The sequence below is a fragment of the Paenarthrobacter sp. R1 genome, assembly GCF_030264015.1.
Taxonomy (GTDB): domain Bacteria; phylum Actinomycetota; class Actinomycetes; order Actinomycetales; family Micrococcaceae; genus Arthrobacter; species Arthrobacter ureafaciens.
The window spans coordinates 1322056-1334641 of the sequence record NZ_CP127115.1; the positions used below are offsets into that span (position 1 = coordinate 1322056).

The 12586-nt window shown below is 62.1% G+C and carries 16 protein-coding genes; 12 read left to right on the plus strand and 4 right to left on the minus strand.

What is annotated here, in order from left to right; genetic code table 11:
* Window positions 1-6 precede the first annotated feature (6 nt).
* From QN084_RS06400 to QN084_RS06445, 10 genes are read left to right on the plus strand one after another with little or no spacing between them, the layout of a single operon-like run.
* Window positions 7-915: a phage distal tail protein gene (locus tag QN084_RS06400; RefSeq protein WP_264398744.1), complete on the plus strand. Its 909-nt coding sequence runs from the start codon at window positions 7-9 to the stop codon at window positions 913-915.
* A gap of 3 nt (window positions 916-918) precedes the next feature.
* A complete protein-coding gene (locus QN084_RS06405) occupies window positions 919-1920 on the plus strand; it encodes a hypothetical protein (RefSeq protein ID WP_285751355.1) in 1002 nt (333 codons plus the stop codon).
* Complete coding sequence (locus tag QN084_RS06410) at window positions 1917-2279, plus strand: hypothetical protein (protein WP_285751356.1); 363 nt, start codon at window positions 1917-1919, stop codon at window positions 2277-2279. The genes QN084_RS06405 and QN084_RS06410 overlap by 4 nt, the downstream gene beginning before the upstream one ends.
* The gene (locus QN084_RS06415; RefSeq protein ID WP_285751358.1) at window positions 2276-3025 is read left to right on the plus strand and encodes a hypothetical protein; all 750 of its coding nucleotides are present in this window, start codon (window positions 2276-2278) and stop codon (window positions 3023-3025) included. Before QN084_RS06410 ends, QN084_RS06415 begins: the two co-directional genes overlap by 4 nt.
* Window positions 3026-3292 carry a hypothetical protein gene (locus QN084_RS06420; protein WP_264398749.1) on the plus strand — a complete coding sequence of 89 codons (267 nt, stop codon included), beginning with the start codon at window positions 3026-3028 and terminating at the stop codon, window positions 3290-3292.
* 22 nt (window positions 3293-3314) lie between these two features.
* The gene (locus QN084_RS06425) at window positions 3315-4397 is read left to right on the plus strand and encodes a hypothetical protein (RefSeq protein WP_285751363.1); all 1083 of its coding nucleotides are present in this window, start codon (window positions 3315-3317) and stop codon (window positions 4395-4397) included.
* Window positions 4398-5300, plus strand: a complete 903-nt coding sequence (locus tag QN084_RS06430) for a tail fiber domain-containing protein (RefSeq protein WP_285751364.1) — start codon at window positions 4398-4400, stop codon at window positions 5298-5300.
* Window position 5301: 1 nt separating this feature from the next.
* Window positions 5302-5667: a hypothetical protein gene (locus QN084_RS06435; protein ID WP_285751366.1), complete on the plus strand. Its 366-nt coding sequence runs from the start codon at window positions 5302-5304 to the stop codon at window positions 5665-5667.
* A 9-nt stretch (window positions 5668-5676) separates the two neighbouring features.
* Window positions 5677-7488 (plus strand): polysaccharide deacetylase family protein, encoded by a 1812-nt coding sequence (locus QN084_RS06440; RefSeq protein ID WP_285751368.1) that lies wholly within the window; start codon window positions 5677-5679, stop codon window positions 7486-7488.
* 10 nt (window positions 7489-7498) lie between these two features.
* Entirely contained in the window at window positions 7499-7651 is a 153-nt protein-coding gene (locus QN084_RS06445; protein ID WP_285751370.1) for a hypothetical protein, read from the plus strand.
* Window positions 7652-7701: 50 nt separating this feature from the next.
* Here the strand turns inward: QN084_RS06445 and QN084_RS06450 are convergent, their stop codons facing one another.
* On the minus strand, window positions 7702-7851 hold the full coding sequence (locus QN084_RS06450) for a hypothetical protein (protein WP_285751373.1): 150 nt from the start codon (window positions 7849-7851) through the stop codon (window positions 7702-7704).
* 257 nt (window positions 7852-8108) lie between these two features.
* On the opposite strand from QN084_RS06450, the gene QN084_RS06455 reads away from it, so the two are divergent.
* Both QN084_RS06455 and QN084_RS06460 read left to right on the plus strand, forming a co-directional pair.
* On the plus strand, window positions 8109-8804 hold the full coding sequence (locus tag QN084_RS06455) for a GNAT family N-acetyltransferase (protein ID WP_069695917.1): 696 nt from the start codon (window positions 8109-8111) through the stop codon (window positions 8802-8804).
* A gap of 9 nt (window positions 8805-8813) precedes the next feature.
* Window positions 8814-11156 (plus strand): DEAD/DEAH box helicase, encoded by a 2343-nt coding sequence (locus QN084_RS06460; protein ID WP_069695918.1) that lies wholly within the window; start codon window positions 8814-8816, stop codon window positions 11154-11156.
* Between the two features lie 68 nt (window positions 11157-11224).
* Here QN084_RS06460 and QN084_RS06465 read toward each other — a convergent pair whose 3' ends face one another.
* The 3 genes from QN084_RS06465 to QN084_RS06475 all read right to left on the minus strand — a co-directional run bounded on the left by QN084_RS06465 (window position 11225) and on the right by QN084_RS06475 (window position 12392).
* Window positions 11225-11536 carry an Rv3654c family TadE-like protein gene (locus tag QN084_RS06465; RefSeq protein ID WP_241650875.1) on the minus strand — a complete coding sequence of 104 codons (312 nt, stop codon included), beginning with the start codon at window positions 11534-11536 and terminating at the stop codon, window positions 11225-11227.
* An 89-nt stretch (window positions 11537-11625) separates the two neighbouring features.
* Complete coding sequence (locus QN084_RS06470) at window positions 11626-12018, minus strand: TadE family type IV pilus minor pilin (RefSeq protein WP_062097861.1); 393 nt, start codon at window positions 12016-12018, stop codon at window positions 11626-11628.
* Window positions 12015-12392: a DUF4244 domain-containing protein gene (locus QN084_RS06475; RefSeq protein ID WP_228145566.1), complete on the minus strand. Its 378-nt coding sequence runs from the start codon at window positions 12390-12392 to the stop codon at window positions 12015-12017. Before QN084_RS06475 ends, QN084_RS06470 begins: the two co-directional genes overlap by 4 nt.
* Window positions 12393-12586: the final 194 nt, after the last annotated feature.

Consider the following 12586-nt stretch of genomic DNA (forward strand, 5'->3'; position numbering starts at 1 on the left):
GGACGGGTGCCTTACCCAAGCCCGATAACGTACCCGTCCCGGCTCCTATACCCCGGTACCACCGAACAAGAGTTCAACCTCTCCCCGATCGCTATCGGTGACTTGCTGCTCAACGCGATCGATGAGAACGGTTCCCGGTGGATAGTGAAACGGTTTGACGGGTGGGGTGGTCCTGGGTCCACTGCGGTTTTCACGCAGCGGGCGCGGGGCCACGGCTCCACCGCTTCGGAAGCGTTCTACGAGCACCGGGTCATGGTCATCGAAGGGCTCATCTTGACGGAGTCCCCGGAACTGTTGTCCGCGGCGCTTGACCTGTTGTCGGCGTCGGTGACGTTGGATCAGTTCACGATGATTGTTTCCGAGACGGGCTATATCCGGCACGTTTTAGCGCAGCGTCAGGGCGAGATTTTCGTGAACCGGTTCAATAACCGGCAGGCCTCGTTCAGCATCCAGGTTGTCGCGAAGGACCCGCGGAAGTTCGGGGACCTGATCACGGTATCAACCCCGTTGCCGTCGAGCTCTGGCGGGCGCACGTACCCCGCAACGTACCCGATCACGTACACGGGTGTTTCCGAGACGGGCGTTGTCAGGCTCACCAACACCGGCAACACCCAAGCGCCTGTGTGGCTCCGCGTTGACGGGCCAATCCCCGCAGGCGGGTGGACGGTAACACACATCGGCAAGAAACAAGCCCTCACGTTCGCCACCTCCCTCGCACTCACCTCGGGTGAGTTCGTGACTGTGGACATGGACCGCCGTGAAGTCCTCGCCCAAGGCCAAGCAGCACGCGCCGGCTACGTGACTTCCCGCGGCTGGTTCTCCCTTGACCCTGGCGATAACGACATTGCGTTCAGCGCTGCCGCGTACAGCGCTACCGCCCAACTGACGGTCACTACGAAGCCCTCTTGGAGCTAACCCATGACTATTACTTGCCAACCAATGGACGCCAGTGGTGGCGCCCCTACTTATTCGGCGTCAAATGAGCGCCAAGCGAACGCGCCCCTGTATGGGGGCGGGTCGGGGTTCTCGATGCGTGCCGTGCCGGGATTCCGTGTAGGTACGGGCTCGGGCATCCTGACGGCGACTTCTACGACGTGGACGTTGGGGCCGTGTTCTGCTGTTATCACGCCTAACGCGTCCTCGGTCCAGGGTTCGTATCGTTGGGCCTCTGACCAGAACGTGTCGGGGTCGGTGACGGCTGCGGATGCTACCTACGCCCGTAAGGACATCGTTTACATTCAGGTGAACGATTCGAGCGCTGGTGACGGTTCTGGCGCGCTCACGGCGCCTGTGTTGTATCTTGCGGGGACGCCCTCCGCGACCCCTGTCGCGCCTGACTTGCCGGCGCGGTCGTTCCTTGTTGGGACAATCACGGTCCCGGTCGCTGGCGGTGGTTCTCCTACTGCTGTTCTGAACACAGCGCGGTTTGTTGCTGCGGGCGGTATTCAGCCTGTCGCGGACGCGGCGGAACAGGCCACGCTTACCGCGTATGAGGGCCTGCGTATCGACCGGCTTGACCTTGACCGGGTGCTCCGTTACAACGGCTCCCGCTGGGTTGGTGGGCGCGCCTCGGTGACATTGGATTCGCTATACGCCCCGTTGGGGGCCGGGTACGCGGCGCCGCAGGTCACGCAGAACTCGGATGGTGACGTGATCTTCGAAGGTGCCTGGCAGCGAGCTACAGGCACGCTCACGATGCTCGCAAATACTCAGTACACCCTTGGGGCGGTGCCGTCTGGTTACCGTCCGATGACTAACAAGATGATCATCGTACCTACCTCTACGGCTATGGGCGGCTGGGGGCGGCTGTACGTGACTCCTGCCGGCGCGGTGACGTTCGAGACGCCTACCGCGTTTTCGTCTGTCGCTGCCGCGTCCACGTTCATCATCTGCGACGGAACCAGCTGGCCGACCACATGATCCCTCAATGGATAACTGACCTGATCCCCGTCGCCCCGTGGCTGGTCGCGATTCTCCTTGTGGGGCTCTTCCTATGGAGGGTAGGCCCGTCCCTGCGGAAGTGGGGCCGGTTCCTTGACCGCATCAACGGCGTCCCCGAAGACAAGAAATCCGGGCAGAAAGAGATTCCCGGCTTATTCGAGCGCATGGACCGGCAGGACGAGCTCCTGGAAACCATCCGGCATGAGCTGTTCCCGAACAGTGGGAAGTCTTTGCGGGACGCCGTTGACAAGCAGCATAAGCAGCTTGAGGACCACCTTGCACAGTGCCCACCCCCAACCACCACCATCAACGTCAACCCTCCCGGAGGAACACCATGACAAGCGGCTACATTCTGGTTGACGGCCCAAACCCATACACCCCACAGGGAACGTTCCCGCGTCGGGGCGGGGCGAAGCTGTCAGGCACGTGCATCGTGCACACGTCCGAGGGGAACTGGCGTGGCGGTGTTGACGCGCTCACCAACCTGGTTCGCTCCCGCACTGACTATGGGTGCTACCACCGCGCCTGCGACTGGCAGGACATAGCCGCCTACTACCCGTGGGAGTGGGAGACGTGGCAGGACTCCGAGACGAACAACTGGGCCGTTGGTATCTCCGCTGCGTGCAAGACAACGGACTGGGGCAACATGCCCGCCGATGTCGAGGAAGGCTTCTACCGGAACCTTGCGCTCATGGCCGCGGACTTCATCAATTACATGGCGTCGAAGGACATTCATGTCCCGCTGCGCCGCATCACTGGGGCGCAGGCCCGTGCCCGCGTTCCCGGGTTCGCCGCGCATGGCGACTCTGGCATTTCCCGTTCCGATCCAGGCGTGAACTTCGACTGGTCCCGGTTCTTCAAATACACCGCTGACGTTCTCAATGGCGCAGCATCCCCGAACACCGTCCAGGAGGACGAAATGAACGACGAAGACCGCCGCAAACTCAACGCCATCTACGACGCACTGTTCAACGGTGGAACGTCCATGCCTGAGGGTAAGCCCCTCAAGGACCTCATCCACGACAACTTCACCACCGTCAAGGCATCCCTTGGCCGGGTGGAAGAGAACACCAAGAAGGCCTAAATGCTGACCTCCATTCTCCGCACCGTCGTACCCGCACTATGGGGTTCCCTGATCGGGTGGCTGCTCTCCGTAGCCCCCGTGTTGGAGCCACTGCGTGAGCTCTTGCTGTCGCAGGCTGACGTTCTGGTCCCCATTCTCGGGGCAGTGATTATCGCCGCGTGGTACGCGCTCTGGCGCTGGCTGGAACCACTCCTGCCCGCATGGCTGGTCCGGGCCGTCCTCGGCTCCGCAAAAACGCCCGCCTACGAGGGCAAGCACGAAGCATAACAACTTAATCGGGAGGGTCCGCGTGACTTTGTCTTGGGTTGCCGTGAACGTCAACAACGGCCAAATGATCGCGGACCTCCCCGAACTCGACATGCGCGGCATGTTCGGGTGCACGATGATGCGCTACGAAACACAAACCGCGTCCCTCCCGGCACTGTCCGCCCCGCCGAACTGGCGGCAAGCGACCCGGCCCGGCGCCGTGTGGATCGTGTGCCTCGATGACGACGGAGCTACCCCGCTGTGGGGTGGCATGGTCATCGACCGGCGCACCAACCATGCAGGTCAGGTCGAGCTCTCCCTAGCAACCCCGGAAGCGTACTTTGACCGGCGTTTCGTGGGGAACCGAACCTATACCGGCACGGCACAAAACCTGATCGCGAAAGACCTTATCGAGTCCTACGTTGCAACAGCCGCCATGGCTGGCATCGCTATCCGGGTCCAGGTAGTTGGCAGCAACGGCACCGCACGGGACCGCGCCTACAAAGCCGTCGAGGACAAAACCGTGTACTCGGTGCTCGGCGACCTGGCTGGGGTTATTGGCGGTCCTGAATGGACTGTCGGGTGGGAGAACGTCAATAACCTCATCACACCCGTCTTTTATGTGGGTAACCGTATCGGCAAGTCCGCGCCGGCCGGTTTGAAACCTGCGGCGCAGTTTTACCTGCCCGGTTCGGTTACCACGGCTGAGCTGGGCGAGTCGTACACTTCCCAGTTGGGCGCTAACCGTGTCATTGCTGTTTCGTCTGGTGTTGATGATGCCCGCCCGCAGTCGTCGCAGAAAGCGAACGCGGCGGACATGCGCCCCGCGTTTGAGTACCGGTGGTCCCCGTCGACGTCTATCACGGACATAGCTACCCTTGACGCGCACGCTGATCGCGCCCTTGCTGCGATGAAAGACGGCGGCCTCGGTTTGGAAATTACAGCTAACCGTCCGGAGGCGCCGCGCCTCGGCAAGGACTGGTTTATCGGGGATGACATTGGATTCGACCTCACCGGACCAGCGTGGCCTGACGGGATTTACGGAACGGGCCGCTGCGTCGGTTGGCGCATGGACGCGGACACCATCCAGCCACTTATTGACGTGACATCCATCGGGGGTATCTAAATGCCGCAGCCTGGACAGCTAGGCGCCCAGTTCACGGGGGATGACTGGATCGCAAGGAAGCTCGCTGATTTTGAACGGTTGCTGCGCGAGTACGGTCCAGCGAACATTCTCGCCACCGCGGGAATCGGGGTTATCCCTGACGGAATCCTTGTCAACGGGCTCATGCAATTCAAACGCCCGGACGGGACCGTTGGTGTCAGTGTTGACCCGGCCACGGGCACTTTCGTCGCCTACGACGCAGCCGGGACAACACCGGTTGCCCGATTCGGGTCGCTGATCGAAACCGCCCCTACCGAGTATGGGGTTGAGGTGCTGGTTGGTTCGACGTGGGTTCGCCTTGGCAACCAGACCACCACATGGGACGCCGTATCCGGAAAGCCATCGACGTTCACTCCGTCAGCTCACACGCATGTTGGCGCTGACATCACCAGTGGGACGGTGCCGCAGGCTGACGGGTCGCAGTACGGGTGGACTAACAACGTCGCCGGGACCGAGTTTTACGCGGTGTGGGTGGGTAATGATGGCGGGTTCCACTTCGGCAGGAACGTCTCATCGGAACGGTACAAGGAAAACATCGTCACCCACCCGGTAGACCCGGAGAACGTCCTGGCTCTCCGACCTGTCCGTTACGACCGCAAAGCTACGTTCCGCTACCCGGAAGACTCGGACGGTAACCGGCTCATCGGCCCGGAACAGAAGATAGACGGCGCGAAAAACGAGTTCGGGCTGATCGCTGAGGAAGTCGCGCTCACCCTCCCCGAAATCGTCACCTATTACGGCGGGGTTGTGGACGGCGTCCGGTACGACCTATTGGGCGTCGCACTCCTACCCGTAGTGAAAGCCCAGCAAACACAGATCGACAAACTTACCGCCGCCGCGCGGGCTCACGGATGGGACGTTTAGCATGGCACGCCGCACATGGAATGACGGGGTTATCGGCAACACGCCACTATCCTCCGCCCGGTTGAATGACCTCGAGAACGACCTCGAAGCGGCATTGCTCGCCCTCGCCCGTACTCCCGAGGCCCTATTCTCTGGCGCCATCACCCGTGACACGAACGGGGCTCCCATCTCGGCGCAAGTCAAATGGCCTGACGGGGTAGCCGGGGTGTACTCAGGCACGGCATCAGTCACGTGGCCGGGAGCTATCAACTCGTACACGATTACCCGCGTCGGTTCACCAACGCGCACTTACACCCAGCCCGCAGTGACCCGTGACAGCAGCAACGGGGCCATCACCAACCGCCCGGACATCACGGTCAGCAGCTAGGAGAAACCCTTGGGAATCCTCGACGTAACGCCCACCATCCCGGACGTGATCGACAACGTCACCGCCGCAAGGATCAACGACGCTGGCAGTGCAACCAGCGCCGCGCTCGGCACTAAGTACGCTGCCAAGTCCGTTGAAACGACGAAGCTGGACAAAACGGAAGCCGCCGCGACCTACGCAACCCCAGCGACCGTGTCCACACAGGTAGCCGCGGAAGTTCCGCCGCACGTTTCCGCTTATATCGCCAACGACCCTACGGTTGTGGACTCAGCAGCGACCATGGCGCAGAACACGGCAGGCCTCATCCCCGTCTGGAAAGCATCGACCGCCTACGTCGCTGGGCAGCGCGTCATTGCACCAAACGGTGACATTGTGTCAGCGAAGGTGGACTTTACTTCCGGCGCCTCATACAGCGCCGCGAACTGGAACGCCTCCACACAAGACGGCAGGATCGCCGCTACGGAGACAGGCGTCGCCGCCGCACTCAAGAACCTCGGCACACCGGCTAACGGTACCGACGTAAACACGCTACAAACAACCGGCTACCACACCATCACATCCGGGGCCGTAGCTAACACCCTCATCAACCTCCCGGTCCTCTACCCCGGAGTGTTGGAAACGTTCCTGCCGTCCACGTCTGTCGGGTACCAGCGATACACTACGTTCGGCACAAAAGGCGGCGCGTCACCAAATACGGGCGTCTGGGTGCGGTTCCGTCAATCAACAACAACGTGGGATCGCTGGTGGGAGCTCGGAGAGGCGTTCCTTCGAGGGAACATCCCTACCGCATCACCAGTGGATCTGAACACTTTCACAACCCCCGGCGTGTTCACGGTCAACAACACCACCGCTGTCAACAACACCACCAATCTCCCCGCCGCGTTCCCTGGCGTACTAGAGAACCTCCGCACCTTCGGCGCCGTGATCGCCGTCCAACGGTACACTGTCTACGGGGTCAACGCGGCAGTCTATTGGCGGGTGTCCTCGGACGTATCCGGCAACTGGACGGCATGGAACAGGTTGGACAACCAAGCAGCGGCAACACCAGCGGTAGACACTGGCGCGTATGAACACCTCATGCGCGAAAACGACATGCGCCGTCGCAGATTCAACCGTGTCACCGCACCCGGCGTTGTTGTCTTGGTGTTGGACCACGGGCTTACCAACTTCAAGTCAACCATCTGGCCTCTACTTCAAGCCCGCAACATTCCGGTTACCATCGGTCTAAACCCTGGGCAAATGGCAGACGCCCAGAATAGCGGCGCTACATACGCTGATATCCAGTCGTGGGCTGCTACCGGGCTGGTGGAGCCGGCAAACCACTCCTACAACCATGTTGGCGGTACTACGAGCGCCCAGTTTGAGACTGAAATTCGTTCGTCCCGAGTTGAATTGGAAACGCAGCTCGGGCAGACCATCGACACGTGGGTACACCCCGGCAACGTCTTCGGCGACTTCACCGTCACCGCCGATAAAACCCTGTACTGGTCAACCGAGGCGGGCCGGAAAATCCTCGCCTGCCACGGAGCGGTCACCGGGCTACTCGACACAGGCACCCTGCCTATTGGCGTGAACAGCATCGGGGCCGCGGGACTATGGATTGACAATGACGCTTCAACCGTGGGCGTTCAAACCGCCGTCCAGAACGCGATAACTAAACAGGGCATCCAGATTGTGCGCCTGCATCCGCAGTTCTTGAACGACGCCGGAAAGCTGACCACGGCAGAACTCACTTCATTCTTGGACTGGATAGCATCCAAGGTGACAGCAGGCGACCTCAAGGCGCTGACCTTCCGCGACGCAATGAGTGCCACAAGGTAAGGAAACCGGAATGCCAAAGCACCGACTGACCACATATGCCAATGCCCAAAGGCAGGTAGATGAGGACGGTACGACTTATCTTGACGACGATGCCGCATTTGACTTGATGATGCGTATCGTTGGGGAAGACAAGGAGTTCCTAGACGCCCTCGCGCAGCAGTAGAACATATGGCCCCCGCTCATCTTCGGATGGGTGGGGGCCTTTCGTCGTCTCTAGTAGTTGTCTGTGCGGATGGTTATGGCTTTGCAGCCTTCAGGGATGAGTGCTTGTGCTCTGGTGAGCGCGGCCGTGTAGTCGGCGCCCACGGCGGACACATGCCCCTGTTCGCCCTCGCCGTTCTCAATAGTCAGGGTTACTTCCACGCCGGCAATCCTACGCCAGTGGGGGCTGCGGAGGTACTTTCAAATAGTCCCGTAAGCGTCCCGTAAATCATTTTGCAGCACCATTGACCCGCTCCGTTACTGGGATGCAAGGTTAGAGAACACATTCCGGTTCAAAGCCACCGTTAAAGGTTACTTGGTGTATTAGAATCCCGCGGCGAAGTCACAATTTCATAAGCACCCGCTAGCGGGCAGAACCGGCTCTGTTGCTTCCCGGAGCGCTGGCATACTCTCTCTACATGAGTCCAGACGCCTTGGTTGAAGACATCGCACACCTCTTGGAAGTCTGGGTAGCCGGGTGGACCGGCTGCCGGGGCTACGAATCACGGCAAGAGGGCCGTTTTCCTGCCGCGCTGCGCGCCGACAAGACAGGTGACTGGGAGTACTTTGCCCATGACCCTTCCGACGAGGAATTCGCTGCACTGGCTGCGAAAACCGCAGAAGCAGAGACCCGGATCCTGACGATCCTGACCAACGACGTTCAACGGTACAAGTACCTTGCCGAACAACACGGACTCAACGTCAACTCCGCTTCCCAGACCATGATGATCGTGGACATGGAGACCCAGGATGCCGAAGATCCCTGGCTTCCCGACGATGATCTTGAACTGGCCACCAGCGAGTCCAATGGCGTGCACTACGCCGTGGTCCATTCCGGTGAGCAGGTGGCCGCGAGCGGCCGGGTTTACGTGGTGAACGGCACAGCGGTGTTCGACAAGATCGTCACGGAGCCCGCCTTCCAGCGGCGCGGTTTGGGAACTTTCATCATGAAGGCACTGGCCGCCCAGGCTTTCTCGCACGACGTCGAGAACGGGCTGCTGCTGGCTTCGTTGGACGGGCAGAAGCTCTACTCCCACCTCGGTTGGGACGTGGTGTGCCACGTCCTCATGATGTCCGTGGGAAGCTCTGGAGGATCGGACCTTTCCGCGGAATGACAGAATGGGTTGGTGGCCACACCATCCCTGATCCCCTTGCTGAGCCGGACAACCGATCCGGAGCAACTTCGCCACGTCCACACCATCCCGGCGCGCAAAGCCGTCAACGAGCCGTGGCCCGAATGGGTGCATCCGGACATCGTTGCCGCCTACCAAGGCCTGGGAATCCAGGAACCGTACCGGCACCAGGTGCAGGCAGCGGGTCTGGCCCACTCCGGCCAACACGTGGTCATCGCCACGGGCACCGCCTCCGGGAAGTCCCTCGCCTACCAACTGCCCGCTTTGGATGCGATCCACAGGTCTGAGCTCCGGGTCCTGTCCGAACCCGGCAAACTCCACGACGACGGCGCCGTGGCTTTGTATCTGTCCCCCACCAAGGCTTTGGCCGCCGATCAGCTCGCTGCCGTGCGCTCGTTGCGCTTGCCGACGGTCCGCGCAGAAACCTACGACGGCGACACAGACCAGTCGTCCCGGCGCTGGATCCGTGATCATGCCAACCTGATCCTCGCCAACCCCGACATGCTGCACTTCGGCATCCTGCCCAACCACGAGTGGTGGGCCAAGTTCTTCCGTAGGCTGCGCTACGTCATTGTGGACGAGGCCCACAGCTACCGCGGGGTGTTCGGTTCCCACGTCGCCAACTTGATGAGGCGGTTGCGGAGGGTCTGCGCTTATTACGGCGCAGGTACGTCCTTTCCCGAGCCCGTCTTCATCGCCGCATCCGCAACGGCGTCGGACCCCGGCGTGTCCTTCGGCAGGCTCATCGGAGCCCCCGCCCGGGAAATTTCGGAGGACTGCTCTCCGCACGGTTCCACAACGGTAGCCTTCTGGGAGCCGGCCCTGACCGAACTCAAGGGCGAGAACGGCGCCAAACAGCGGCGGACGGCAGTGGCCGAAACCGCAGATATCCTGGCCAACCTTGTTTCGTCCCGCGTCCGTACCATCGCCTTCATCAAGTCCCGCCGCGGCGCTGAGTCCATCGCCTCGATCACCAAGCGGCTGTTGGACGAGGTGGACCCGAGCCTGCCTGCACGGGTGGCGGCCTACCGTTCGGGCTATTTGCCGGAGGAACGCCGGGCCCTGGAGCAAGCGCTGCGGTCGGGTCAATTGCTGGGCGTCTCCAGTACCTCGGCACTGGAACTGGGAATCGACATCTCCGGCCTCGACGCCGTGCTCGTTGCAGGATGGCCGGGCACCAGGGCATCGCTTTTCCAACAGATCGGGCGCGCGGGACGCGCCGGGCAGGACGCCTTGGCTGCGTTCGTGGCCAGCGACGATCCCTTGGATACCTACCTCGTGAACCACCCCCAGGCCATCTTCGACGTATCGGTGGAGGCCACGGTCTTTGATCCCGGAAATCCATACGTCCTCGGCCCCCATCTGTGTGCCGCTGCCGCGGAATTGCCCATTGGACCGGCCGAACTTGATCTGTTCGGGCCCAGCGCTGAGGGACTCCTCGACCGGCTGGTCATGCAGGGTTACCTCAGGAAGCGCCCTGCCGGTTGGTTCTGGACGCATTCGGAAAGCGCCGCCGGAATGGTCAATCTCCGGGCCGACGGTGGCGGCCCCGTGAGCATCGTGGATGCCGAAACCGGCTCCCTCCTGGGCACCATGGATTCGCCACAGACGCACTACCAGGCCCACACCGGCGCGATCTATGTCCATCAAGGCGAAAGCTACCTCGTGGAGGAGCTCAACGAGGGCGATCATTGCGTCATGGTCCGGCGGGTGAACCCCGATTTCTACACGACGGCAAGGGACGTCACCCAGATCGAGGTGCTGGATACGAACCGGTCCGTCCAATGGGGCGATGTCACCGCACACTTCGGGGAAGTCAAAGTGACCACGCAAGTGGTGTCCTTCCAACGCAAGGCCTTGATCTCCAACGAAATCCTCGGTGAAGAACCGTTGGACCTTGGAGCCAGGGAACTCTTCACCAAGGCCGTGTGGTTTGTTGTCGAAAACCGGTCCCTGAACAATGCCGGCCTGGTTGAAGCCCAGTTCCCGGGAGCCTTGCACGCCGCGGAACATGCTGCGATCGGGCTCCTGCCATTGGTCGCGTCCAGTGATCGATGGGACATTGGAGGCGTCTCCACGGCGCTGCATGCTGACACCGGGCTGCCCACCATCTTCGTCTACGACGGGCACCCCGGAGGAGCAGGCTTTGCGGAGCGCGGCTTCGAGAAGGCCAAAACCTGGCTCAGCGCCACACGGGATGCCATTGCCGCCTGCGAGTGCGACGCCGGCTGCCCGTCCTGTGTGCAGTCCCCCAAATGCGGGAACAAGAACAACCCGCTGGACAAGGCAGCCGCCATCACACTTCTGGATGTCCTGCTGAAGCAAGCCGTCTGATCCGGTGCTCCCGTGCCCGTCCTACCCTCCGCGGTCCTACCCGTGCCAGAGCCGCAGCCCCGCAGACGCTAGGGCGGCGGTCCGGCCCGTGCCCGTCCAGTGGCTTGGCCAAACAGGAACGGTTGCAGCAGCTCCGTACTGACCTCGACGATCCCTTCCCCCAATGTCCCGCAACGAGTAGTACGGGCACCGTGCTCCGCCGCGACAGCCGATGCGACGGAACACGGTTCTCCGCTGGTCAGCCCGCGAGCGGCATCGGCGGCCGCAAGAGCCGATAGGTCCGCAGCTGTTGCCGCCCGTGAAGCCATGACGCCGGCCTGGGCCAACAGCAGCAGTCCCGCCAGCAGCGCGCCCAGGACTGCGACGAGGCCAAGGGACAAGATTGTTCCGGATCCGCGCTCAGCGAGGAACGCTTCACAACATTTCTCTGAACCCGTACCTGCCCTTCGGGTCATTCCGGAGGTACGTCTCACTTTCCCGGTACCTCTTGGCGAGCTATGGCCGTAGCACTCAGATCCCACGGAATCAGTGGGCCGACCGCTCCCCCTGCCCGGGCGGTGGCGGTAACGGAAAACCAGTCTCCGTCGCTTCCCACGTGCACGCTTGCTTCCTCTCCACCGATGCGCTGGACGATCCCTTGCACCTCCCCCTCGGTTTCTCCGCGGGCCAGGGCCCGAGCGCCGGCGCGCGCAGCTTCCTCCAGACGCAGCTGGGTGATACCTGCTGCACCCGCGGCCAACAGAAAGGCCAACAGCAGGATCACCGCGGGCAAGGTCACCGCCAATTCGGCCGTCACGGCTCCGGATTCCCTGCCGTCCACGTCATCCCTGCCGGCCAACCGGGCCCGGAGGTGTTGCCTCATGGCAAAGAGAGCGCGGTTCGAATCAGGTTGAGCAGGAACCCACGAACTTCATCGCTGCGCAGGAGCACCACCAGCAGCCCGGCGAGTCCAACGGCAGCGAGGGTAGCGATGGCGTATTCGGCCGTAGCCATCCCCGCTTCACCGGCCATGACCCGCCTGCGCATCCTGCTGACCAGGGAACGTCCGGCCGGTGACGTTCCAGCCGATGACGTTCCGGCCGGTGAAGTTCCGATCCGTGAAGTTCCGGCCGATGACGCCACCTGTAGGGAAGGCACGCCTTCCGGGATGTGCTGCGCTTGCGGGATGTGCTGCGCTTGCGGGATGTGCGGCGCTTGCGAGGCGAGGGACGGGCTGGCGCCGGTCGTCTGTGCCAACGGCCGACGAGCTTCCCCGGCTGCCTGCGGCAGGGGCTTCCGACGTGCCTCCCCCTCTGCCTGCGAATTCCTGGCACCTCGTCTGGCCGTAAAGGCCCCAAAGACAAAACGGCCCTGACGCCGATGCGTTCGACGAGCTGGCGAAGAGCTGGTGATGATGGTCAAGACATTCCTCTCGTAGATCCGGAAGATTC